Source organism: Streptococcus mitis (assembly GCF_000722705.1).
GTDB classification, from domain to species: Bacteria; Bacillota; Bacilli; order Lactobacillales; family Streptococcaceae; genus Streptococcus; species Streptococcus mitis_P.
Genome location: NZ_JPFW01000005.1, coordinates 1 through 23,309 on the forward strand (window position 1 = coordinate 1; position 23,309 = coordinate 23,309).

Genomic DNA, 23,309 nt, shown 5'->3' on the forward strand with positions numbered 1-23,309 from the left:
TCGCGTGTTCAAGTCATGTAGCCGGCATTTTTAGATAGAAGAAAACAGTGCGAACGTAGTTCAGTGGTAGAACACCACCTTGCCAAGGTGGGGGTCGCGGGTTCGAATCCCGTCGTTCGCTTAGAGAGGCCGGGGTGGCGGAACTGGCAGACGCACAGGACTTAAAATCCTGCGATTGGTAACGATCGTACCGGTTCGATTCCGGTCCTCGGCATAATATAGAGCACCCTTAGCTCAACTGGATAGAGTACCTGACTACGAATCAGGCGGTTAGAGGTTCGACTCCTCTAGGGTGCATTTTTCTATTTAACTCGGGAAGTAGCTCAGCTTGGTAGAGTACTTGGTTTGGGACCAAGGTGTCGCAGGTTCGAATCCTGTCTTCCCGATTCATGGCGGTGTAGCTCAGCTGGCTAGAGCGTCCGGTTCATACCCGGGAGGTCGGGGGTTCGATCCCCTTCGCCGCTATAACGATCTTGTTGGACCTTTAGCTCAGCTGGTTAGAGCTCTCGGCTCATAACCGAGTGGTCGTAGGTTCAAGTCCTACAAGGTCCATTTGAATAGTATGGAGGATTACCCAAGTCCGGCTGAAGGGAACGGTCTTGAAAACCGTCAGGCGTGTAAAAGCGTGCGTGGGTTCGAATCCCACATCCTCCTTTTGTATTAACGCGGGATGGAGCAGCTCGGTAGCTCGTCGGGCTCATAACCCGAAGGTCGTAGGTTCAAATCCTGCTCCCGCAATAAGGCTCGGTAGCTCAGTTGGTAGAGCAATGGATTGAAGCTCCATGTGTCGGCGGTTCGATTCCGTCTCGCGCCATTTTTACTTATAGTATGTATGCGGGTGTAGTTTAGTGGTAAAACTACAGCCTTCCAAGCTGTTGTCGCGAGTTCGATTCTCGTCACCCGCTTTGAACTTTGTTCAAATTACCAAGTTTTTAACTTGGGCGCGTAGCTCAGGTGGTTAGAGCGCACGCCTGATAAGCGTGAGGTCGGTGGTTCGAGTCCACTCGTGCCCATTAATTGGAGAATTACTCAAGAGGCTGAAGAGGACGGTTTGCTAAATCGTTAGGTCGGGTAACTGGCGCAAGGGTTCGAATCCCTTATTCTCCGTTTTAATGAGAGTTTGTAACTCTCTTTTTTATGGCTCTTTGTCAACTGTAGTGGGTTGAAGAAAAGCTAAGATCGAGAAAGGACACATTTCGTCCTTTCTTTTTTGATATTTAGGGAGATAAAAATCCGTTTTTTGAAGTTTTCAAAGTTCCGAAAACCAAAGGCATTTCGCTTGATAAGTTTAATGAGATTATTAGTCGCCTCCAATTTGGCGTTAGAATAAGGTAATTGAAGAGCGTTGACGATTTTCTCTTTATCCTTGAGAAAAGTTTTAAAGACAGTCTGAAAAAGAGGATGAATCTTCTTTAGATTGTCCTCAATGAGTCCGAAGAATTTGTCAGACTCTTTATTCTGGAAGTGAAAAAGTAAGAGCTGATAGAGATTGTAGTGGTGTTTCAAGTCTTCTGAATAGCTCAAAAGCTTGTCTAGAATCTCTTTATTTGTTAAGTGCATGCGAAAAGTAGGGCGATAAAATCGCTTATGGCTGAGTTTACGACTATCCTGTTGAATGAGCTTCCAGTAACGTTTGATGACCTTATATTCATGAGATTTTCGTTCAAATTGATTCATGATTTGGACACGAACACGACTCATAGCACGGCTAAGATGTTGTACAATGTGAAAACGATCTAGAACGATTTTAGCACATGGAAAAAGCTGTTTAGCTAAGGCATAGTAGGGACTAAACATATCCATCGTAATGATTTTCACTCGACATCGGACGGCTCTATCATATTTAAGAAAGTGATTTCGGATGACAGCTTGTGTTCTCCCCTCAAGAACAGTGATGATATTGATCTTATCAAAGTCCTGAGCAATGAAACTGTGAAGGCATACTCGTCCCAGGACATAATCTCTGGAAGATGAGAAAAATCGTGTTTAAAGTGAAAGTCATTGAGCTTGCGAATGACAGTTGAAGTTGAAATGGCAAGCTGGCTAGCAATGTCTGTCATAGAAGTCTTTTCAATCAACTTTTGAGCAATTTTTTGGTTGATGATACGAGGAATTTGGTGATTTTTCTTGACGAGAGAAGTCTCAGCCACCATCATTTTAGAGCAGTGATAGCACTTGAAACGACGCTTTCTAAGGAGGATTCTAGTAGGCATACCAGTAGTTTCAAGGTAAGGAATTTTCGACGGTTTTTGAAAATCATATTTCTTCATTTGGCTTCCGCAATCAGGGCAAGATGGGGCTTCATAATCCAATTTAGCGATGATTTCCTTGTGTGTATCCCTATTGATGATATCCATAAATTGGATATTTGGGTCTTTAATATCGAGTAGTTTTGTGATAAAATGTAATTGTTCCATATGATTCTTTCTAATGAGTTGTTTAGTCGCTTTTCATTATAGGTCATATGGGACTTTTTTTCTACAACAAAATAGGCTCCATAATATCTATAGGGGGGGACCCACTACAAATATTATAGAGCCTTTTTTATTTTTAGAGACAATAAAACTTCAGATCTGTAAAACTTAATTGAATTACTAATCTGAAGTTATTTTTATATCGTTTATATTATAATTGTGCTATTTCACTTCCAACTATTGAGAGAAATTTCTCCGCTATTTAGCCAGATTTCTTTTCCGTTATCACATTGAACTAAAAGTTTACCACTTTCAGAGATGTCTTTAGCAAGTCCCTTGTAGTCTTTTTGATCTAGTGTAAAAGTAACTTCTTTTCCTAGGACGAATGACTGTTTTTTGTATAGGTATAATAGCTCTTCTGCTGGTGTTTCGAAGAAAGCACGCCATATCTCTATAATTAATTCATTTCTGGTTATAGGTGCTGGTGCTTTAAATAGACTAGCAGCTTTTTCTTTTAATTCCTGGGGGAAGTCTTTAATAGTAAAGTTGATTCCTACTCCAATAATGATATCTGTGACTAGGCCTGTTTCTACAGACGTCATTGCCTCAGTAAGGATTCCTCCAATTTTATGATTGTTTAGGTAGATATCATTGACCCATTTTATATCGACATCTATTAAAGTTAGGTTCTTAATGGCTTTGTAGACAGCTCCAGCTACAAGTAGTGTGTAGGATGGTAATTTGTCATAGGCGAGATTTGGTTTAAGATGGAGTGTCATATAAATACCACCTTGTGGTGAGTAGAAGGAACGTTGAAAACGGCCTCGTCCTGCTGTTTGATAGGAAGCTAGATAGAGAGTGTTTGCTTCATTCCCTAAATCAATTGCTTCTTTTGCATCTAGTTGTGTTGATTTTGTTTCGGGTTTAAAACTGACTTTAATTGGAAGATTTTCTTCTAGAATCTCTGGGAGAATAAGGTCACCATTCATCAGTTTATATCCTTTGTTTTTGATGCTATCAATTTCAATGCCTTCTTGTTCTAGTCGCTTGATGGCTTTCCAAATTGATGTTCGGCTTAGGGATAGTTCTTCTGCAATTTTTTCTCCACTGATATAGTCGGTTTCTTTAGATAGGATTTGGTAGACAGCTTGGTAGGATTTCATAGTGTTGCCTTTCTTTAAGAATAGTATATGATTTGAATCTAGTTTGGATAGTTGCGCCTAATCTATATTTTATTACTACTATTTTAACATATGCCTACTATTTACGGCATGATTTTCTTAGAGAAAATGCAATCAATAAGATTGAGTTTTGAAATCTCAGTATTTTTGCTCCCTTTTTTATCTAGGAAACGTTTCCTTTGTTTTCAAATTGCTAAAAAAGTGGTACAATAAAGGGTAGCTTACTATTATCTGAATCAGCTGATTTGGAGAGAAAGGATTCATTTTGAAATCAATAGGCTTTATTGAAAAGCTGAAAGGGTTGTCTAGTAAAGAGCTGATTTTATTGGGAGTTATCCTGAGTATCTTTTTACCCTTTTATCTTTTTGTAGTTGTATTCTGTTTATATATTATCAGTTTGATTTTTACAGGAGACATGAGAAGTATTCTTCAGAAAATGGAGGAGCATCCGATGCTGCTTCTTTTTCTTGGCTATAGTACTGTTATATCCGTTTTTGCACAAAATTGGATGGGAGTTGTTGCTTCAGTAGGAATGTTTCTATTTACTGTTTTCTTTTTGCACTATCAGTCGATTTTATCACATAAATTCTTTCGATTGATTTTGCAGCTCGTCTTGTTTGGTAGCGTCTTGTCAGCTGCTTTTGCGAGTTTAGAACATTTCCAAATTGTGAAGAAATTTAACTATGCTTTTCTTTCCCCCAATATGCAGGTGTGGCATCAGAATCGGGCAGAAGTGACCTTCTTTAATCCTAATTATTATGGAATTATTTGTTGTTTCTGTATCATGATTGCCTTCTATCTGTTTACAACGACCAAGTTAAATTGGTTGAAAGTATTCTGTGTGATTGCAGGCTTTGTGAATCTCTTTGGTTTGAACTTTACTCAAAATCGAACTGCCTTTCCTGCTATTATCGCTGGAGCCATTATTTATCTCTTTACGACCATTAAAAACTGGAAGGCCTTTTGGCTTAGTATTGGGGTCTTTGCGATTGGCCTGAGCTTCCTATTTTCCAGTGATTTGGGAGTTCGGATGGGGACTTTAGACTCTTCTATGGAAGAACGAATTTCTATCTGGGATGCCGGGATGGCCTTGTTTAAGCAAAATCCTTTCTGGGGTGAAGGGCCATTGACCTATATGCACTCTTATCCTAGAATACATGCTCCTTATCATGAACATGCTCACAGTCTTTATATTGATACGATTCTGAGTTACGGAATTGTGGGAACTATTTTATTAGTTTTGTCTTCTGTTGCTCCTGTTCGCTTGATGATGGATATGAGTCAGGAGTCGGGGAAACGTCCGATTATCGGTCTTTATCTATCTTTCCTTACAGTGGTTGCTGTGCACGGAATCTTTGACTTAGCCCTCTTCTGGATCCAGTCAGGTTTCATTTTCTTATTAGTTATGTGCAGTATTCCATTGGAGCATCGAACGTTGGTATCGGACATGACGGATTAAGTTTTATAAGATTAAAATTCTTCTACCTTGGGTAGGAGATTTTTTACTTGGAAAAATTATTTCTAAATCGAAATAGTTGACAGTTGAAATGATAAGTGTTAGAATTGTGTTATTCATTTCGATATCGAAATAAATTGGAGGTGTCATGAAATATTGTCATTTGCTAGCCCATCATATTCGTTTGTTAAACGGGCGGATTTTTCAAAAGTTACTTAGTCGGGATCCTGAAGCTCTTTATCGGAGTGAACAGGGGAAGATTTTAGCGGTTTTATGGAATAGTGAAACTGGCTGCGCAACTGCGACAGATATTGCTTTGGCGACTGGACTTGCTAATAATACTCTGACGACTATGATAAAAAAGCTTGAGGAACAAAATCTTGTAACCGTTAATCCATGTGAAGAAGATAAGCGTAAGAAGTATTTGGTTTTAACAGAGTTGGGGCAGTTTCAGAAAGAAGTGGGGCATCGTGTCAGTCAGAAATTGGATACGATCTTTTACAAAGGATTTTCAGAAGAAGAAATTCGTCAGTTTGAAGCCTTTCAAGAAAGAATTTTGGCTAATCTGAAAGAGGAGGAAAATGAGATTTAAAATGGAGCAAATTAGCTGTTTATAAGTAAAGGTCACTTTCGACTTTGTTTTCCAACTCTTAGGACAAGGAAACTATGTAGTTAGCTATGGTCAGACTCAGATTGATGGCCTTGCCTATGCCCGGTACGATATCTTTCGACTAGAAAACGGGAAAATTGTGGAGCATTGGGATAATAAGGAAGTCATACCTAAGGTAGAAGACTTGACCAATCGAGGGAAGTTTTAAATTGAGGATACAGAATGATTGAATACAAAAATGTAGCTTTACGTTACACAGAAAAATATGTCTTGAGAGATGTTAATTTACGGATTGAGAATGGGGAATTTATGGTTTTAGTTGGGCCATCTGGCTCAGGTAAGACGACCATGATTAAGATAATTAACCGTCTCTTGGAACCGACTGATGGAAATATTTATATGGATGGCAAGCGCATCAAAGACTATGACGAGCGTGAACTTCGTCTTTCTACGGGTTATGTTTTACAGGCTATTGCTCTGTTTCCTAATCTAACGGTTGCGGAAAATATTGCTCTGATTCCTGAGATGAAGGGCTGGACTAAGGAAGAAATTGCGAAGAAAACAGAAGAGCTTTTGGCTAAGGTTGGCTTGCCAGTAGCTGAGTATGGGCATAGACTTCCTAGTGAATTATCTGGTGGAGAACAGCAAAGGGTCGGTATTGTTCGTGCCATGATTGGTCAGCCTAAAATTCTCCTCATGGATGAACCTTTTTCAGCATTGGATGCGATTTCGAGAAAGCAGTTGCAGGTTTTGACGAAAGAATTACATAAAGAGTTTGGAATGACAACTATTTTTGTGACCCATGATACGGATGAAGCCTTGAAATTGGCGGACCGTATTGCTGTTTTGCAGGATGGAGAAATTCGCCAGGTGGCGAATCCTGAGACTATTTTAAAAGCTCCTGCCACAGAATTTGTAGCAGACTTGTTTGGAGGTAGTGTTCATGACTAATTTAATTGCAACTTTTCAGGATCGTTTTAGTGATTGGTTGACGGCTCTATCTCAACATTTGCAGTTGTCACTTTTGACCCTGTTACTAGCTATTTTTATCGCGATTCCTTTGGCTGTTTATCTTCGCTATCATGAGAAGTTGGCGGATTGGGTTTTGCAGATTGCAGGGATTTTCCAGACTATCCCGTCTTTGGCCTTGTTAGGGCTCTTTATTCCCTTGATGGGAATTGGAACCTTGCCTGCTTTGACAGCTCTAGTGATTTATGCGATTTTTCCGATTTTGCAAAATACCATCACTGGGCTAAAGGGAATTGATCCGAGTCTGCAAGAGGCTGGGATTGCCTTTGGGATGACCAGATGGGAACGTCTCAAGAAATTCGAAATTCCACTTGCTATGCCTGTTATGATGTCTGGGATTCGGACGGCAGCGGTCTTGATTATCGGTACGGCAACCTTGGCTGCCTTGATTGGTGCAGGGGGGCTGGGTTCCTTTATCCTTTTGGGAATTGACCGTAATAATGCCAGTCTGATTTTGATTGGGGCACTTTCTTCTGCAGTGCTTGCTATTGCCTTTAACTTCCTACTAAAAGTGATGGAAAAAGCAAAATTGCGAACGATTTTCTCTGGTTTTGCCTTGGTGACAATATTACTTGGTCTATCTTATAGTCCAGCCCTTTTGGCTCAAAAAGAGAAAGAAAACTTGGTTATTGCTGGGAAATTGGGTCCAGAACCAGAAATTTTGGCCAATATGTATAAGTTGCTGATTGAAGAAAATACTAGTATGACTGCGACTGTTAAACCAAATTTTGGGAAAACAAGCTTTCTTTATGAAGCTCTGAAAAAAGGCGATATTGACATCTATCCTGAATTTACTGGTACGGTGACTGAAAGTCTGCTTCAACCATCACCGAAAGTGAGTCATGAGCCAGAGCAGGTTTATGATGTAGCGCGTGATGGCATTGCCAAACAGGATCATCTAGCCTATCTCAAACCCATGTCTTATCAAAATACCTACGCTGTAGCTGTTCCGAAAAAAATTGCTCAAGAATATGGCTTGAAGACCATTTCGGACTTGAAAAAAGTGGAAGGGCAGTTGAAGGCAGGCTTTACACTTGAATTTAATGACCGTGAAGATGGCAATAAGGGCTTGCAATCAATGTACGGTCTCAATCTCAATGTGGCGACCATGGAGCCAGCTCTTCGCTATCAGGCAATTCAGTCAGGCGATATCCAAATTACGGATGCCTATTCGACAGATGCAGAGTTGGCGCGTTATGATTTACAGGTCTTGGAAGATGACAAGCAACTTTTCCCACCTTATCAAGGGGCACCACTCATGAAAGAAGCTCTTCTCAAGAAGCATCCTGAGTTGGAGAAAGTTCTCAATAAATTGGCTGGTAAAATTACTGAAGGCCAGATGAGCCAGCTCAACTACCAAGTCGGTGTTGAAGGCAAGTCAGCAGGACAAGTAGCCAAGGAGTTTCTACAAGAAGAAGGTTTGTTGAAGAAATAGTTTGAAAATGTCAAACTCAACTTGCTTAAACGACTATAGAAAAGAATGCTCAGACAATGTCGTCTGGGCTTTTTTGATTGTTGAAAAGATAAAAACTCAGTAGCCTAGAAATAAGGCAACTGAGCTCTACTCTGTATTCAATTTTTAGGAATGAGAAGGTCTAGATAAAACTGGACAACTTCCTGGTATGTAAAGTCTTGTCCTTTTTTGAGCCACCAAGTCAATGTCTCGATAAAGTTGGACACGACCAAGTGTTGGAGGTAAGAAGTAGGCAGATTAGTGTGGGCTTCTTTTAAATCATCAGCCATTACGGAATAGACATGGTGTTCTAGCTCTTTATGGAGTTGACGGAGGAAGTAGTCATTTTTGGAAAATAGCAGACTGGTGATATGGTCTTGGTTTTTCTGAAAATGGAGAAAGAGGTGGGCGAGGTAGTCCTCAGTTGAAATGGGTTGCTCTCTTTCAAAGAGATGATGGAAGAGGTAGCGGCAAAGCTCGTCCAGAAGTAGTTCCTTACTCTCATAGTGACAGTAAAAAGTGGAACGTCCTACGTCTGCGAGATCAATGATATCCTGAACCGTAGTGGATTCGTAGCCCTTATCGTTCAAAAGTTGTAGAAAAGCTTGATAGATGGCTTTTTTTGTTTTACTGATACGACGGTCGATTTTAGTCATATGGACACTTGAGGCAAAATGTTCAGAACTGAATAAAGTTGACGCTTTGCTTCTATCCTTTCATTGAGTTTTAGTGGATAATGATAATGAACAAAATGTTCATAAATCTATTATAACAAAGGAATGAGAAAGATGAAGGCAAAATATACTGTTTGGATAGCTTTTTTCTTAAATTTAAGCTATGCTATTGTTGAGTTTATCGCAGGAGGAATATTTGGTTCGAGTGCCGTTCTCGCTGATTCTGTTCATGACTTGGGAGATGCTATAGCCATTGGCATATCAGCCCTTCTAGAAACAATCTCCAATCGTGAAGAAGATAGGCATTACACCTTGGGTTACAAGCGATTTAGTCTTTTAGGGGCCCTGGTGACTGCTGTGATTCTTATCACAGGATCCATCCTAGTGATTTTGGAAAATATAGCGAAAATCTTTCATCCACAATCGGTCAATGATGAGGGGATTTTCTGGTTAGGAATTATTGCGATTACTATCAATGTGCTAGCGAGTCTCGTCATTCGCAAAGGACAAACCAAGAACGAATCCATTCTCAGCCTGCACTTTCTGGAAGATACCTTGGGTTGGGTGGCTGTCATCCTGATGGCCATTGTTCTTCGATTTACCGATTGGTATATCTTGGATCCGCTCTTGTCTCTTGCTATTTCCTTCTTTATTCTGTCAAAAGCCCTTCCACGTTTTTGGAGCACGCTCAAGATATTCCTCGATGCAGTGCCAGAAGGAGTAGATATCCAGAAGATCAAGACGGATTTAGCAGAATTGGATCATGTCGCTAGTATCAATCAGCTTAATCTCTGGACTATGGATGGTTTGGAAAAAAATGCCATTGTCCATGTTTGTTTAAAAGAGATGGAGCATATGGAAACTTGTAAAGAATCTATTCGAATTTTCCTCAAAGATTGTGGCTTTCAAAATATTACCATTGAAGTTGATGTTGACCTAGAAAGTCACCAAGCACATAAGCGAAAGGTGTGAGTTGGAGCGGAATCATAGAGATTATAAGAGAAACAGCCTTGCTAGAGGTCGTTTTGTAATTCTAATCATTCCTTGTGCTTTCTCTCAATGTCAGTCTGGTTCCCAGCATGGTCAGGCTAGGGATTTTGCGACCGTGGAGTACTTCCTTGTTAAGAATATCCATACCTGCTCGGCCCATTTCTTCAGTATAAACCGTGATGCTAGAAAGGGGAGGATAAACTTGCTTGGTCAGGCTGGTGTCGTTAAAGGAAATGAGGCTGACACGGTCTGGTAGGCTAATTCCAGTTTCTTGGAGGGCACGGAGGGCACCGATAGCTAAACTATCGCTAGCTGCAAAAAATGCTGGTGGGAGTTGATCTCCTAAACTCTGAATAGCCTCCTTCATCAAGTCATAGCCAGACTGGGCAGTAAAACTTCCTTGAAAGACCAGTTCATCATGATAGACTCCCTTTGCTTGACTGTAGTTTCTGAAATTTTCAAGTCGCTTATCCTCAATGATTTCTTCTTGGTCGGTTGTTTCTTCAAGGCCTGTTAGAATCCCGATACGGTCCATCCCTTGGCTAAGGAAATAATCGACAACCTGTTTTATGGCAGTGTAAAAGTCCGTGATAATACAGGTATGCCCCAATGAGAGGGTATCGCTGTCTAAAAATACAAGAGGCTTTTGGTATTCTTCAAAGGCAGAAATCTGTGCACGGCTAAACTTTCCGATGCAGAGAATCCCAATCACTTCCTCGCTGAGAGTAAAAGGATGGTCATTGAAATAGCGTAAGATATCATAGTCCAATTCATGGGCTCTTTTTTCTATTCCTAGGCGAATCTGGTAGTAGTAGAGGTCGTCCAGCTCCCCTTGTTCGCTGACCCATTGGATAATGGCAATCTTTTGCTTGGGCTTATGGGACTCGCCTGTCTTGAGGTGCTTGGTGTAACCCAGCTCTTCAGCGACAGTTAAAATACGGTGTCTGGTTTCTTCGGTAACAGATAGGCTCTGGTCGCGATTGAGGACACGGGATACGGTCGCGATAGAGACAGAAGCTAGTTGTGCAATGTCTTTTAAAGTAGCCATAAATCCTCCTTCTTTAAGGTTAGTATATCATATTTTTCTACTTTTTACTGATAGTTTAGTAAAATTTTAGTAAAAAGGATTGACCTTGGGAAATCCCTTGGATACAATAGAAGAAAACGATTACACGTTAAGGTGACTTAACGGACAGTAAAAGGAGAAATCATATGACACAACATCTTACTGCTGAAGCTCTTCGTAAAGACTTTCTTGCTGTTTTTGGTCAAGAAGCAGATCAAACCTTCTTTTCACCAGGTCGTATCAACTTGATTGGTGAACACACGGACTACAACGGTGGGCACGTTTTTCCTGCTGCTATTTCCTTGGGAACTTATGGGGCGGCTCGTAAGCGTGACGACCAAGTCTTGCGATTCTACTCAGCCAACTTTGAGGACAAGGGCATTATCGAAGTGCCTCTTGCTGACCTCAAGTTTGAAAAAGAGCACAACTGGACCAACTATCCAAAAGGAGTTCTTCATTTCTTGCAAGAAGCTGGGCACGTGATTGACAAAGGTTTTGATTTTTATGTTTATGGGAATATCCCAAATGGTGCTGGTTTGTCTTCTTCTGCATCTTTGGAACTCTTGACAGGGGTCGTTGCTGAACATCTCTTTGATTTAAAACTAGACCGTTTGGACTTGGTTAAAATCGGAAAACAAACAGAAAACAACTTTATCGGAGTCAACTCTGGTATCATGGACCAATTTGCTATTGGTATGGGAGCTGACCAACGTGCTATTTACCTTGATACTAACACCTTAGAGTATGATTTGGTACCACTTGATTTGAAAGACAATGTCGTTGTTATCATGAACACTAACAAACGCCGTGAATTGGCGGATTCTAAATATAATGAACGCCGTGCTGAGTGTGAAAAAGCAGTGGAAGAATTGCAAGCAGCCTTAGATATTCAGACCTTGGGTGAATTGGACGAGTGGACCTTTGACCAATATAGCTATCTGATTAAAGATGAAAATCGTTTGAAACGTGCTCGTCATGCTGTGCTTGAAAACCAACGTACCCTCAAAGCTCAAGCAGCCCTTCAAGCAGGAGATTTGGAAACATTTGGTCGTTTGATGAATGCGTCACACGTCTCTCTAGAACATGATTATGAAGTAACTGGTTTGGAATTGGATACCCTTGTTCACACAGCTTGGGCACAAGAAGGAGTTCTTGGTGCTCGCATGACAGGGGCAGGTTTTGGCGGATGTGCCATTGCCTTGGTGCAAAAAGACACTGTTGAGGATTTTAAGGAAGCTGTTGGCAAACATTACGAGGAAGTAGTTGGCTACGCTCCAAGCTTCTATATCGCTGAAGTTGCAGGTGGCACTCGCGTCCTTGACTAGTCCAAAGGAGGCTCTATAGTGACCTTAGTAGATAAATTTGTAACACATATCATTTCTGAAAGTTCATTTGAGGAAATGGATCGAATCTACCTGACCAATCGTGTCTTGGCACGAGTGGGCGACGGTGTTTTGGAAATTGAGACCAATTTGGATAAATTGATTGACCTCAAGGACCAGTTGGTTGAGGAAGCGGTTCGATTAGAGACGATTGAGGATAGTCAGACTGCGCGTGAAATCCTTGGTGCTGAACTGATGGACTTGGTGATCCCTTGTCCCAGTCAGATTAATCGTGACTTTTGGGAAACCTATGCCCACTCTCCTGAGCAAGCGATAGAGGATTTTTACCAACTCAGTCAGAAGAATGACTACATCAAACTCAAGGCTATTGCTAAAAATATCGCTTATCGTGTTCCGTCTGATTACGGTGAACTTGAAATTACCATCAATCTCTCTAAGCCTGAAAAGGATCCCAAAGAGATTGCGGCAGCCAAGTTGGTGCAAGCTAGCAATTATCCTCAGTGTCAGCTTTGTCTAGAGAACGAGGGCTACCATGGTCGAATCAACCACCCAGCTCGCAGCAACCACCGTATTATCCGTTTTGAAATGGCTGGTCAGGAGTGGGGTTTCCAGTACTCGCCCTATGCTTATTTTAATGAGCACTGTATTTTCTTAGACGGGCAACATCGCCCTATGGCTATTAGTCGAAAAAGTTTTGAACGTCTGTTGGCTATCGTAGAGCAGTTTCCAGGCTATTTTGCTGGCTCTAATGCCGACTTGCCGATTGTGGGAGGTTCTATTCTAACCCATGATCATTATCAGGGAGGCCGTCACGTATTTCCTATGGAATTGGCTCCCTTGCAAAAGACTTTCTCTTTTACTGGTTTTGAGCAGGTCAAGGCTGGGATTGTCAAGTGGCCCATGTCTGTTCTACGTTTGACTTCGGCTTCCAAAGAGGATTTGATCAACTTGGCTGATAAGATTTTGCAGGAATGGCGCCAGTATTCAGATCCTGCAGTGCAGATTTTGGCAGAAACAGACGGAATACCGCATCATACCATCACACCGATTGCCCGTAAACGCGATGGACAGTTTGAGTTGGACTTGGTCTTGCGGGACAATCAGACTTCTGCAGAACATCCTGATGGCATCTATCATCCTCACAAGGATGTCCAACATATCAAGAAGGAAAATATCGGCTTGATTGAGGTCATGGGCTTGGCTATCTTACCACCTCGTTTGAAAGCAGAAGTGGAGCAAGTCGCCAGCTATCTTGTAGGAGAAGCTGTTACGGTTGCCGATTATCATAAGGAATGGGCAGACCAACTCAAAGCCCAACATCCAGATCTAGCGGATAAAGAAAGAGCCCTTGAAATCGTTAAGGACTCTGTGGGTGCTATCTTTGCGCGTGTACTTGAGGACGCAGGAGTCTACAAGCAGACAGAGCAAGGACAGGCAGCCTTTATGCGCTTTGTGGAGCAGGTCGGAATTTTACCAGGCTAGGAGCTTTCTCCTTGCACACTCCTATAAAAAGTAGTATCATAGTGTCGTTTGAACTATCAGGAGGAAACGATGAAAGATTTTCATTTTGACGCTATATCTGCCTTTGAAAATTACGAAATTGAACAAATGAGAGATGGTCACGTTGTGGTGACGACCAAAGTAGTGGACTCGTCGCTCAACTACTATGGCAATGCCCATGGTGGTTATCTCTTTACCCTTTGCGACCAGATCAGCGGTTTGGTGATTATCTCGCTGGGGCTTGATGGAGTGACTCTCCAATCCTCTATCAACTACCTCAAGGCAGGAAAACTCGATGATGTGCTAACCATTAAAGGAGAATGTGTCCATCAAGGTCGCACAACCTGCGTAGTAGATGTCGATATCACTAATCAAGAAGGCAGAAATGTCTGCAAAGCAACCTTTACCATGTTTGTCACAGGCCAGCGGTCAGAAGACAGACAGGTGAGGATATAACACAAAAAAGAGGCTCACACCTCTTTTTCTTATTATGTGACTTTCAGTTCGTCTCGCTCCGTTAGGTGCGAGACAAAAAAACCACCCGCTAGACGGGTGGTCATGATTGTGTTCTTCCGATGAAATGGTCGTCTGACAATGTCAGCCACCGTGTCAGGCACGGGAAATTTAGAATTGACCTAAAAATATGATTTCAGGTCTTTGCGATCTCAGATAGTGTATACACACTATCGTAAAAATAGAACTATCAGTAAAGGTCAGAATGATACTTTTGGACTGATGGTTCTATTTTATTTTGGGGAGAATCCCCAAGCCTCTATCTATATTGTTATTGCTTTATTGCTATCATGACTTGTTCAGCAATTGCTTTAGCTAGCAACGGTGGGACAGCGTTACCTACCTGAGTAAATTGAGGTGTTTCTTTTGCTCGCTTATCGCCCCCAGTAGTACGCTTTCCTAGAAATACAAAACTATCGTCAAATGATTGTAGACGCGCCATTTCTCTTACAGTCAACACACGGTTAAAAAATGGGTGGATATAGTCATCTGGTAATGTTACCATGGTTGGAGAAACGGTATCTTGGTTAAGACGAACTCGAATACTCTTTTTAGTAAAGATTGCTTCAATTGCTGCAGGAGTTAATTCTCCATTTCTCAACATGTTTGAAAATTGATTTTCAGTGATTTCTGTATTCAGCCGATTTTTGATTTCATTCCAAAAGAGTTCTGCATCTTCAAATGATGTTTTTAATCTAAGAGCAAGTGATTTTAAAATATGGTGTTTTCTTAAGTTGTCATTATCATTCATAGACAATAAACCTAGTTGGCGATTTGTAAATTGTAGCCATTTTTCAGATTGAAAATTTTCTTGAAGCAAACCTTGTTTTTTTAGTTGCTTTAGAATGATAGGTTGGTTTGTTTTACCATTGAGTTGAAATAAACTTTCTGTGAATAAATGTGGGCAATCTCTTTGTAATTCCAATCCTTCCAATTGGATTCTATTAGCAGCTTTGGCTCTGTTCTCACCTTGCTGATATAGTGAAAATCGTTGTGTGACAATATCATCATGTCTTGAGAATTCCATATTTAACAGATTAGCATTTATAATAGGCTGTCCATCAGTGTTAGGAGTTCTTCCTAATCGGCTTTGTACGGAGTAATCTGTTTCGTAATCAAATTCCCCGTCATAAAGATCACCTAAAGCATCATAAACAGTAACGCTTGGAATATCGTTGTCACTTTCTGGATATTCGATAGGAGTTACATCGTTACGGTATGCTAAAAATACAACTCGATTTCTTTGTTGTGGAACACCAAAGTTTGCAGCGTTTAGAACCTGAACATCAAGTAGAGTATATCCTAACTCGTCTAACTCATTTCTAAGAATGGATTGAACTAAATTCTGTCCTTTGTAAATTCTATCATCAAGTACGCTTGGAAAGTCAAGCATCTGCATATCTAAAATACCTGTTACGTTTTCCATAACGACATAACGCGGCATAACGTCTTTAATGATACGCAAATATTCGTGGAAGAGCATGTTTCTAGGGTCTTTAGAATCTCTTTTCCCTAGACGGCTAAAGCCTTGACAAGGAGGACCACCAAAAATAACATCTACAGAACCTCTTTCAAAGATATTTCCATATTTCAATGAGTTTATTGATTGAAATATTTTGTCAGAAGTAAGTTCTTTTATATCAGAAAGTTCAAAGTGAGTGTCAACCCCGTCAACTAAGCCTAATTGTTGATGTCGGTTTGTATATGTTTCTTCTACCATAGGGCTTTTATCGCTGGAGAAGATAATATTGAATCCAGCTTGTAGGATTCCTTCGCTAAATCCTCCAGCGCCACAGAATAAGTCTATTGCATACGGCATAATTTACCTCGAATTTTGTATTTTCTACCTTAGTAGTATATCAGAAAATTATTGAAAAGTCCAGGAGTTACTCCCCTATAATAGATATTCGTTAAATATTTGAGAAAACCAGTAAAAATGTAAACTAAAGTGAATTTTATTTATGTTGAAAGTTATAAAATAAAGAAAATGATAATTGGAGAATTGTTATGGAGCGTCATATCAAAGAAAATATTGAGCGATTACTTTATTCGAGTAAACTATCGCAAAGTGAGTTATCGAAAAAGACAGGACTTAGCAGGCAGACGATTAACAAATTATTATCTCCAAATACTAATTATAGTCCTAAACTTTCGACCTTGGTAGTGATTGCTAATGCTTTATCAATCAATTTTCCAGAACTTTTGATTAGAACCGACAAGATAAGTGCTTCCAAAGAATTTTTTTCTAATTCTGTGGAGGAATATCAAAATATTCTTATACAAAATATCAAGCTATATTTGAGAAGATGGAATCAATTTTCATTGAGTACTTCAGATGGAGTTAGAGAGTCTACTATAAGCAATCTTGTAAATGGTAAATATTCAGATATTTATTTTTCAACAATAGAAAGTCTTGCAGATGAAATGGGAGTTTCACTGGCTGATTTATTTAAGAGAGGAGAAAACTAATGCAATTTATTCCATATGACGACGAATTAGAAGTTATCAACGCTATACATAAGTATAATTCTAATGATTATACTGTTATCAGACTGACGCAAACTATGTTAAGTAAAAGTATTATCGATGCAAATGGTTTTTTAAGGAAGTTGTTGTTAGATAATGATTTATTGGATTTCGAAAAATTGACTGACAAAGTTTATTTAATGGCTAATCTTGTATTGGAAGACCAGCAACATGAAGTGAAAATAAGCTTCTATAAAGCCAATAAAAGAGGCGATGAGCGATTTTGGATATCTGGATTGGGAGAGTTCATTAAGTCATCTCAAATCCATGTAAACGACTTGATTTATATAACCGTAAATAATCAAAAAGAACTTACATTATTTAATGTTACACATAGCATTCCTCAAAATAGCACTATTATAGAACTATTTGGACAAGATAAAGTTGAAGATTCACTAAATAGGTTAATTCCACAGATTAAAGCCATAGCAAGACAAGGCTTTCATAATAATTCTAAGGGGATAGGTAAGATTGCACCGAAAGACGCCGGAGATACCTTAGAATCACTTTTGGGAATTCAAACCAATAATAGCCAAGAAGCTGATTTTGAAGGAATCATCGAGCTGAAATCAAAATCTGCTAAAACACTAGATACTCTATTTACTCTACGTCCCAATTTTGAAGGAACACCTGTTGCAGAGTTTGAACCGAATGATAGAAGTAGGGTATCAGCATTTGCTCGCCTGTATGGCTATGATTCAGATAAGCATTTGGGATATAAAAGTCTATACATTACAATAGGTTCAGAGGAAAATCCTCAAAATAATCAAGGGTTTTATCTGGAAGTTAATGATAGAGATAATATTGTTGAGCTACGGAAACAGGAAAACAAGAAAAGTATTCTAGCTGCCTTTTGGACATTTAAAGCACTAGAGGAAGAATTACATAAAAAACACCCAGCTACCTTATGGGTGAAAGTTGAATCCAAGATGGACGATGAAGTAGCACAATTCAAATATATTGAAGCTGAGTTAACCCGTTCACCACAATTTATGACTTTTCTTTCCCTGATAAAATCAGGAGCAATTACCTATGACTGGCGAGGATATACAACGCTATCAGGAAAGTATGCAGGAAAAAATCACGGTAATGCTTGGCGGATAAAAAACAAACAAAGAAATTTGTTGTTTGGTAGTACAGAAGTAATTGATTTAAACATTTAGCAAGATGGAGACGTTTTATGGCAAAAGACAATGGTGGAGCAATTGCGCAAAAGGGATTCAATTATCAAAATTGTGTTATATCTTTAGTTGCGATTAGAAACTATAATAAGTCCAATTTTTCAATATATGTTGAGACGGATGAGGATTTTGAAGTTACTTATGATGATAGCTATCATGCTTATATACAGGTCAAAGGTCAGAAAAACATGAGTCTCAAAAAGTTATTACAAGAAACAAAGGAACGACCTTCTATCTTTGAAAAGAATCTTTCTTCAGGGACAAGCGATTCTATTTATAAAATTGTAGTATATAATTTTAAAGAAAGCGATTTAAAAGAAATGCAAGAACAGATAGATACAGAAGAACTTTTTTCTAGTTCATGGCTGTTATCTGATAATCAAAAGAAGGAAGTTAATAATCCGAAGGTAGATAATTTTGCTTTGGTAAAAACTGCTTTTGATAATAACATTATCAATGCTAAAACATTTTTAAAGGGAGAGATGGCAAATCAAAGGGTTTCTATTGATAATAGAGATGATGTAATTATTAACGAATTATTGCAGCAAATTGTCCAAAAATCTGAAAAAGAAGTGCATACGATTGCAGATAAAGAACTCAAAAAGATTACATCAGAAGAGCTAAATTTAATCTTACAAAAAGTAACTGCAAAGGCACGATTTGATAAAGAACTTGATAAATTTGGTTTTACTGAAATTAAGAATGAGAAAATAAAGAAAGAAGAAAAAAAGATTATATTAGAATATATAACTGCTAAAAAATCTGTCGTTAATTTTTTGAACAGTGATAAAAATAGTTTAGAAAATGAATCGGTAACAACGTTAATACCTAAAACATTTATGTTATCTGAAATGGGAACATTATCAGAAAACAGTAGATATGCTGTAGGAATATCGGCGTATTGCGATATTTTGGAGGGAATTGCTAATGAGTAGGATGACCATAAAAAGTCTTTTAATAGCAGATTACGAGAACGAAAAAGCGAATAAATTTGTATTTTCTGATTCAGCAAACCTAATAGTTAGTAGTACGAATGGTGAAGGGAAATCTAGTCTAGTTAAATCAATTTACTATTCCTTAGGAGCAAACCTCAAATCATTTCCCAAGGGTTGGAATGCGGACAATTTTATTTTTCAATTAGAAGTTTTTATTGATGGTAATGAATTTTTGATCAAGAGACATAATAAAGTTATTTCTGTTTTAGATAATAATGAAGTCAAACTGTTTGAAAACTTTGCAGAATACTATTTGTGGTTTCAAGAGAAACTTAAAATGAGGCTGGAATTAGTCAACAAAAGCAGTGATAAAGCAAGTTTAGCTTCTGTTGAAGCCCTTTTTAGTCCAATGTATATTGATCAGGATAAAGCATGGGATGGTAAATTATTTAAAGATTCATTTGAAAGTTTAGGACGGTATAAATCAAATGATTTTCCCAAAAATGTTTTTGATTATTATCTAGGCATATCTGATAGTCAAATCGTTGATAAAGAAAGTAAAAAAAATGAGTATTTAAGGCAATTAGAATTAGTAACTGGAAGAATCAATCAGGTTCAATCAGTATATAAAACATATCGTACTAAAAATAAAATTACTGAGACAGTTCCTAAAGATTTCAAAGACCTACAAAAAGAATTAGATTTTTATATTACCGAAACAGATAAGTTTTCTATAAAAATTACCGATAAGACTGGGGAATTATCTAAAGAAAAGGTAAATCTTGATATATTAAATCAAGATTTAGAAGAGCTTAAAAAGTTATCAAGTAAGATTAAGGAGAGATTTTCTGAAATTAGACATGAATGTGTTTATTGCCATTCTATCTTAACTAGACAACAATCATCCCTAACACGCTTAGAACTGGAAGACAATGAACTTGCAATCAAGAGTCGAATAGATAGTATTTCTCAGCAAATTATGAAATCTAAAAGAATAGTTCAAGAAAAAGAAGAAGCTATAAAACAGCTACAAGAACAGTTTAATAAATATCATGAACGTTTAACTGAACTGAAACAATTATCTGATATTGATGAGTATGTGAATCAAAATGTTTTATCTGAACTAAAAAAGTTAGAGATTCAAGAAACTTCGGAAAAATCAAATCTTGACAAATTGATTGGTGACATTACAAAAGAAATAAGGATGCTCAAAAAAGAGCTTAATCAGAGAGCGAAAACAATTGAAGGAGATTATGAAGCACTTAAAAATGAACTTTCAATTCTAATTGGTTCAACAGGTATCACAGATAAAAAATTCCGTAATTTTGATAAGTTAAAGGGCAGTGGAACAAATTTAAATAAAGATTTATTGGTAATTTTTCTCGTTTATATGAACTTGATTGATAGTAAATCTATCACAAGTCTGCCATTTGCTATTGATTCATTCGTAAAAAATGAAACTGATGAAAAGGTTTTGAAAAAAATGTTCGACGCAATAAATTCAAAATTTCTAAGTTTAAAAAGTCAAACGTTCTTTTCGATTATTAGAGATAATTTGAAATATGTTGATTCGAAAGTTAATCAGGTTAACATAGAAAGCCCATTATTAAAGCGTGAATATTATAGCGATCTGTCTAAAGAAATTATATAAGTTAGAATCAAAAGTATACTTACTAAAACAAGTAGGCTACAAAAAAGCGGTCTTCAACGAAAAGTTGACAACCGCTTTTTAATTATGCGACTTTCATGATTTCTTTTTATGATTTAATACGGCGTTGAGGACAATGGCAAGTAGGCTGGCTACGACGATTCCGTTTGAGAAGAACATTTGGAAGGCTGTCGGCATGCTGACAAAGAGATTGCTGTTGTTGAGTCCGACACCTGCAGAGATTGAAACCGCTGCGATGAGGAAGTTATGTTCATTGTTAGCAAAGTCAACACGGGCGAGGATTTGCATCCCTTGAATCGATACAAAACCAAACATCACTAGCATGGCACCACCGAGGACAGGGCTCGGAATGATTTGGGCAAGGGCGCCAAACTTAGGAAGGAGTCCAAGGAGAACCAGGAACCCAGCTGCGTAGTAGATTGGCAGGCGTTTCTTGATGCCTGACAATTTAACCAAACCAACGTTTTGTGAAAATCCTGTGTAAGGGAAGGTGTTAAAGATTCCTCCGAGAAGTACTGCCAAACCTTCTGCGCGGTATCCGTTGCGAAGGCGTGTGCTGTCGATTGGGTCTTTCGTGATATCAGACAAGGCTAGGTAAACACCAGTCGACTCAACCATAGACACCGTTGCAATGATACACATCATGACAATAGATGAGATTTCAAAGGTTGGCATCCCAAAGTAGAGAGGAGTTGGGACATGGACAAGTGGTGCTGCTGCAACAGGAGAGAAGTCAACCAAGCCCATGGTAGCAGCAATGGCAGTTCCAACAACTAGACCAATCAAAATGGAGATAGATTTGATAAATCCTTTGGTAAAGATGTTAATCAAGAGGATAATCAGAACAGTGATAGCTGCAAGCAAGAGACTTTGACCAGTTGGCTCTGGAACGTTATTTCCCATATTTCCAATAGCGACAGGAATCAAGGTTAAACCAATCGTGGTAATAACAGAACCTGTTACGATAGATGGGAAGAGGTTGGCTACTTTTGAGAAGATGCCTGAAACAAGAACCACGTAAATCCCTGATGCGATAAGGGCACCAAACATAGCGCCACTACCATGGCTTTGACCAATCATAATCAAAGGAGCGACTGATTGGAAAGCAACTCCAAGAACGACTGGGAGTCCAATCCCAAAGTATTTGTTGAGTTGGAGTTGGAGGAAGGTCGCCACTCCACACATGAAGATATCTGTGGAAATCAGGTAGGTCAACTGCTCAGCTGAATAGCCAAGGGCTGTCGCAATCATGATAGGGACCAGGATGGATCCTGAGTACATGGCTAGTAAGTGCTGCAAGCCAAGAACGGCTGCTTGCGAGTGTTTTTCTTGAGTTTGCATTAGAGATCTGCCTCCTTAAAAATAACTTGACCATTTTCAAAACGATCCAAACGAGCGAGTGATAGGACAGGATAGCCTGCTTTTTCAAGCAAATCACGGCCATCTTGGAAGGATTTTTCAATCACAATACCGATAGCTTCGACTGTTGCTCCAGCCTGTTCGATGATTTGAATCAAGCCTTTAGCCGCTTGACCATTAGCAAGGAAATCGTCGATAATCAAGACCTTGTCCTCTGGTGAGAGGAATTTTCCAGCGATAGAAACGGTGCTGGTCACTTGCTTGGTAAAGGAGTAAACTTCGGCAGTTAAGATTCCTTCGTTCATAGTGATGTTCTTAGCTTTTTTGGCGAAAATCATGGGAACGTTTAAGGCTTCCGCTGTAAAAACGGCTGGGGCAATGCCTGACGCTTCAATGGTCACAACCTTGGTAATGCCAGCAGTAGCGAATTTTTCCGCAAAAACCTTACCAATCTCTCTCATCAAGCTAAAGTCAACTTGGTGGGTTAAAAAGGAATCCACCTTGAGGATGTTGTCACCCAAGATATGCCCATCCTTGAGGATGCGCTCTTCTAATAATTTCATAAGACCTCCTAAAGTCTAAAAGCCAATCCATTTGCTTGTTTCAGATTTCTATCTAGTAAAACTGATAGAAAAAGGACCTACTTAATCTCTAAGTAAGTCCCCAAAATAGGCATGGCAAAAAAGACCATACCTCACTTCTGACTTACTTATTGTTAGGTGTTCCGGCACCTTGTAGAAACGTCGTGCCAATTCACGACATAAACAAGTAAAACGATATTCAATTTTAAATAGGCTTGAGCTAATGTTTTTATTTTACACTAAATAGCTTTAGAAATCAAATGTTTTGTTAGTATTTTACTTAAAAAACGAACATATATAATAAAAATGGGTAAAAAATCAGTTATTGGCTAACGTTTAGAAGATTTTTCCATCATGAAAGGCATATTATCAAGATTTTTCAAGACCTGACAATATGCCTTTTTCTAACTTTAAAGACTTTACCCAGTCTCTATTATTCTACTCGCTAAATCTTAAAAAATAGCCATCTGGATCCAAAACTGCAAATTCATGAGGATAGATATAGTGATCCCCAACACGAAATTTTCTTTTGGTTAAGGGACGATAAATAGGATAGTTTGCCTCCATCACTTTTTGATAGAGTTTTGGAACATCCTTTATGCCAAAGGAGAGATTGACACCGCGTCCGAAAGGATAGGTCAGCTGAGCTAATTCTTCTACGCTGCCTTCTTCTAGCATAAGTTGGCAGTCTTCAAGCGAGAAGAAGAGAAATTTCTCCTCTGGACGCTCGTATTCGACAGAGAATCCTAGCAGGTCGCAGTAGAAGTGGCGTGATTTTTCGATGTCAGATACTACAAATTCAGGAATGACAGCTTGATAGTCCATTCGT

The 23,309-nt window shown here is 39.0% G+C and carries 19 protein-coding genes, 12 tRNA genes, 2 pseudogenes and 1 riboswitch; of the genes and pseudogenes, 25 read left to right on the forward strand and 8 right to left on the reverse strand.

Annotated features, from left to right (window positions below; translation table 11 throughout):
- The first annotated feature begins 49 nt into the window (after positions 1-49).
- The 12 genes from SK642_RS01955 to SK642_RS02010 all read left to right on the forward strand — a co-directional run bounded on the left by SK642_RS01955 (position 50) and on the right by SK642_RS02010 (position 1,107).
- A tRNA-Gly gene (locus SK642_RS01955) sits at positions 50-121 on the forward strand.
- A 7-nt stretch (positions 122-128) separates the two neighbouring features.
- A tRNA-Leu gene (locus SK642_RS01960) sits at positions 129-214 on the forward strand.
- Between the two features lie 9 nt (positions 215-223).
- Positions 224-297: transfer RNA gene (locus SK642_RS01965), tRNA-Arg, on the forward strand.
- A 15-nt stretch (positions 298-312) separates the two neighbouring features.
- Positions 313-386: transfer RNA gene (locus SK642_RS01970), tRNA-Pro, on the forward strand.
- Positions 387-391: 5 nt separating this feature from the next.
- Positions 392-465, forward strand: a tRNA-Met gene (locus SK642_RS01975).
- A gap of 13 nt (positions 466-478) precedes the next feature.
- Positions 479-552 (forward strand) — tRNA-Ile (locus tag SK642_RS01980).
- A gap of 12 nt (positions 553-564) precedes the next feature.
- Positions 565-654 (forward strand) — tRNA-Ser (locus tag SK642_RS01985).
- A gap of 10 nt (positions 655-664) precedes the next feature.
- Positions 665-738, forward strand: a tRNA-Met gene (locus tag SK642_RS01990).
- Between the two features lie 3 nt (positions 739-741).
- A tRNA-Phe gene (locus tag SK642_RS01995) sits at positions 742-814 on the forward strand.
- A gap of 20 nt (positions 815-834) precedes the next feature.
- A tRNA-Gly gene (locus tag SK642_RS02000) sits at positions 835-905 on the forward strand.
- Between the two features lie 34 nt (positions 906-939).
- Positions 940-1,013 (forward strand) — tRNA-Ile (locus SK642_RS02005).
- Positions 1,014-1,019: 6 nt separating this feature from the next.
- Positions 1,020-1,107 (forward strand) — tRNA-Ser (locus tag SK642_RS02010).
- 66 nt (positions 1,108-1,173) lie between these two features.
- Here the strand turns inward: SK642_RS02010 and SK642_RS09860 are convergent.
- Both SK642_RS09860 and birA read right to left on the reverse strand, forming a co-directional pair.
- Positions 1,174-2,417: pseudogene (locus SK642_RS09860) on the reverse strand (ISL3 family transposase).
- Between the two features lie 224 nt (positions 2,418-2,641).
- Positions 2,642-3,577, reverse strand: a complete 936-nt coding sequence (gene birA / locus SK642_RS02025; RefSeq protein WP_033683143.1) for a bifunctional biotin--[acetyl-CoA-carboxylase] ligase/biotin operon repressor BirA — start codon at positions 3,575-3,577, stop codon at positions 2,642-2,644.
- A 283-nt stretch (positions 3,578-3,860) separates the two neighbouring features.
- On the opposite strand from birA, the gene SK642_RS02030 reads away from it, so the two are divergent.
- The 5 genes and pseudogenes from SK642_RS02030 to SK642_RS02045 all read left to right on the forward strand — a co-directional run bounded on the left by SK642_RS02030 (position 3,861) and on the right by SK642_RS02045 (position 8,125).
- The gene (locus SK642_RS02030) at positions 3,861-5,054 is read left to right on the forward strand and encodes an O-antigen ligase family protein (RefSeq protein ID WP_033683144.1); all 1,194 of its coding nucleotides are present in this window, start codon (positions 3,861-3,863) and stop codon (positions 5,052-5,054) included.
- A gap of 145 nt (positions 5,055-5,199) precedes the next feature.
- Positions 5,200-5,643 carry a MarR family winged helix-turn-helix transcriptional regulator gene (locus SK642_RS02035; protein ID WP_033683145.1) on the forward strand — a complete coding sequence of 148 codons (444 nt, stop codon included), beginning with the start codon at positions 5,200-5,202 and terminating at the stop codon, positions 5,641-5,643.
- A 31-nt stretch (positions 5,644-5,674) separates the two neighbouring features.
- Positions 5,675-5,869, forward strand: a pseudogene (locus SK642_RS10850) (polyketide cyclase); the annotation flags it as partial.
- Between the two features lie 14 nt (positions 5,870-5,883).
- Complete coding sequence (locus tag SK642_RS02040) at positions 5,884-6,612, forward strand: ABC transporter ATP-binding protein (RefSeq protein WP_033683146.1); 729 nt, start codon at positions 5,884-5,886, stop codon at positions 6,610-6,612.
- Positions 6,605-8,125, forward strand: a complete 1,521-nt coding sequence (locus tag SK642_RS02045) for an ABC transporter permease/substrate-binding protein (RefSeq protein ID WP_033683147.1) — start codon at positions 6,605-6,607, stop codon at positions 8,123-8,125. The genes SK642_RS02040 and SK642_RS02045 overlap by 8 nt, the downstream gene beginning before the upstream one ends.
- Before the next feature lie 137 nt (positions 8,126-8,262).
- On the opposite strand, the gene SK642_RS02050 is transcribed toward SK642_RS02045, so the two are convergent.
- Positions 8,263-8,799, reverse strand: coding sequence for a TetR/AcrR family transcriptional regulator (locus SK642_RS02050; RefSeq protein WP_033683148.1), 537 nt, complete (start codon positions 8,797-8,799; stop codon positions 8,263-8,265).
- A gap of 132 nt (positions 8,800-8,931) precedes the next feature.
- On the opposite strand from SK642_RS02050, the gene SK642_RS02055 reads away from it, so the two are divergent.
- On the forward strand, positions 8,932-9,789 hold the full coding sequence (locus SK642_RS02055) for a cation diffusion facilitator family transporter (protein ID WP_004242406.1): 858 nt from the start codon (positions 8,932-8,934) through the stop codon (positions 9,787-9,789).
- A gap of 61 nt (positions 9,790-9,850) precedes the next feature.
- Here the strand turns inward: SK642_RS02055 and galR are convergent, their stop codons facing one another.
- On the reverse strand, positions 9,851-10,855 hold the full coding sequence (gene galR, locus SK642_RS02060) for a DNA-binding transcriptional regulator GalR (RefSeq protein ID WP_033683149.1): 1,005 nt from the start codon (positions 10,853-10,855) through the stop codon (positions 9,851-9,853).
- A gap of 164 nt (positions 10,856-11,019) precedes the next feature.
- On the opposite strand from galR, the gene SK642_RS02065 reads away from it, so the two are divergent.
- The 3 genes from SK642_RS02065 to SK642_RS02075 all read left to right on the forward strand — a co-directional run bounded on the left by SK642_RS02065 (position 11,020) and on the right by SK642_RS02075 (position 14,172).
- The gene (locus SK642_RS02065) at positions 11,020-12,198 is read left to right on the forward strand and encodes a galactokinase (RefSeq protein WP_033683150.1); all 1,179 of its coding nucleotides are present in this window, start codon (positions 11,020-11,022) and stop codon (positions 12,196-12,198) included.
- An 18-nt stretch (positions 12,199-12,216) separates the two neighbouring features.
- On the forward strand, positions 12,217-13,698 hold the full coding sequence (locus tag SK642_RS02070; protein ID WP_033683152.1) for a UDP-glucose--hexose-1-phosphate uridylyltransferase: 1,482 nt from the start codon (positions 12,217-12,219) through the stop codon (positions 13,696-13,698).
- A gap of 69 nt (positions 13,699-13,767) precedes the next feature.
- Positions 13,768-14,172, forward strand: coding sequence for a PaaI family thioesterase (locus SK642_RS02075; protein WP_033683153.1), 405 nt, complete (start codon positions 13,768-13,770; stop codon positions 14,170-14,172).
- A gap of 328 nt (positions 14,173-14,500) precedes the next feature.
- On the opposite strand, the gene SK642_RS02080 is transcribed toward SK642_RS02075, so the two are convergent.
- Positions 14,501-16,048 (reverse strand): DNA cytosine methyltransferase, encoded by a 1,548-nt coding sequence (locus tag SK642_RS02080; protein WP_033683154.1) that lies wholly within the window; start codon positions 16,046-16,048, stop codon positions 14,501-14,503.
- A 188-nt stretch (positions 16,049-16,236) separates the two neighbouring features.
- Between SK642_RS02080 and SK642_RS02085 the strand changes: the two genes are divergently transcribed.
- Genes SK642_RS02085 through SK642_RS02100 form a run of 4 tightly spaced genes read left to right on the forward strand, consistent with a single transcriptional unit; the run spans position 16,237 to position 20,522 of the window.
- Positions 16,237-16,698 carry a helix-turn-helix domain-containing protein gene (locus tag SK642_RS02085; protein ID WP_033683155.1) on the forward strand — a complete coding sequence of 154 codons (462 nt, stop codon included), beginning with the start codon at positions 16,237-16,239 and terminating at the stop codon, positions 16,696-16,698.
- On the forward strand, positions 16,698-17,918 hold the full coding sequence (locus SK642_RS02090) for an MvaI/BcnI family restriction endonuclease (protein WP_033683156.1): 1,221 nt from the start codon (positions 16,698-16,700) through the stop codon (positions 17,916-17,918). The genes SK642_RS02085 and SK642_RS02090 overlap by 1 nt, the downstream gene beginning before the upstream one ends.
- 17 nt (positions 17,919-17,935) lie before the next feature.
- The gene (locus SK642_RS02095; RefSeq protein WP_033683157.1) at positions 17,936-18,871 is read left to right on the forward strand and encodes a dsDNA nuclease domain-containing protein; all 936 of its coding nucleotides are present in this window, start codon (positions 17,936-17,938) and stop codon (positions 18,869-18,871) included.
- Complete coding sequence (locus SK642_RS02100) at positions 18,864-20,522, forward strand: endonuclease subunit (RefSeq protein ID WP_033683158.1); 1,659 nt, start codon at positions 18,864-18,866, stop codon at positions 20,520-20,522. The genes SK642_RS02095 and SK642_RS02100 overlap by 8 nt, the downstream gene beginning before the upstream one ends.
- Before the next feature lie 93 nt (positions 20,523-20,615).
- On the opposite strand, the gene SK642_RS02105 is transcribed toward SK642_RS02100, so the two are convergent.
- The 3 genes from SK642_RS02105 to SK642_RS02115 all read right to left on the reverse strand — a co-directional run bounded on the left by SK642_RS02105 (position 20,616) and on the right by SK642_RS02115 (position 23,305).
- A complete protein-coding gene (locus tag SK642_RS02105; RefSeq protein ID WP_033683159.1) occupies positions 20,616-21,881 on the reverse strand; it encodes a nucleobase:cation symporter-2 family protein in 1,266 nt (421 codons plus the stop codon).
- Entirely contained in the window at positions 21,881-22,462 is a 582-nt protein-coding gene (locus SK642_RS02110) for a xanthine phosphoribosyltransferase (protein ID WP_033683161.1), read from the reverse strand. Before SK642_RS02110 ends, SK642_RS02105 begins: the two co-directional genes overlap by 1 nt.
- A 129-nt stretch (positions 22,463-22,591) precedes the next feature.
- Positions 22,592-22,687: riboswitch (purine riboswitch) on the reverse strand.
- 231 nt (positions 22,688-22,918) lie between these two features.
- Positions 22,919-23,305 (reverse strand): bleomycin resistance protein, encoded by a 387-nt coding sequence (locus SK642_RS02115; protein WP_033683162.1) that lies wholly within the window; start codon positions 23,303-23,305, stop codon positions 22,919-22,921.
- Positions 23,306-23,309 lie beyond the last annotated feature (4 nt).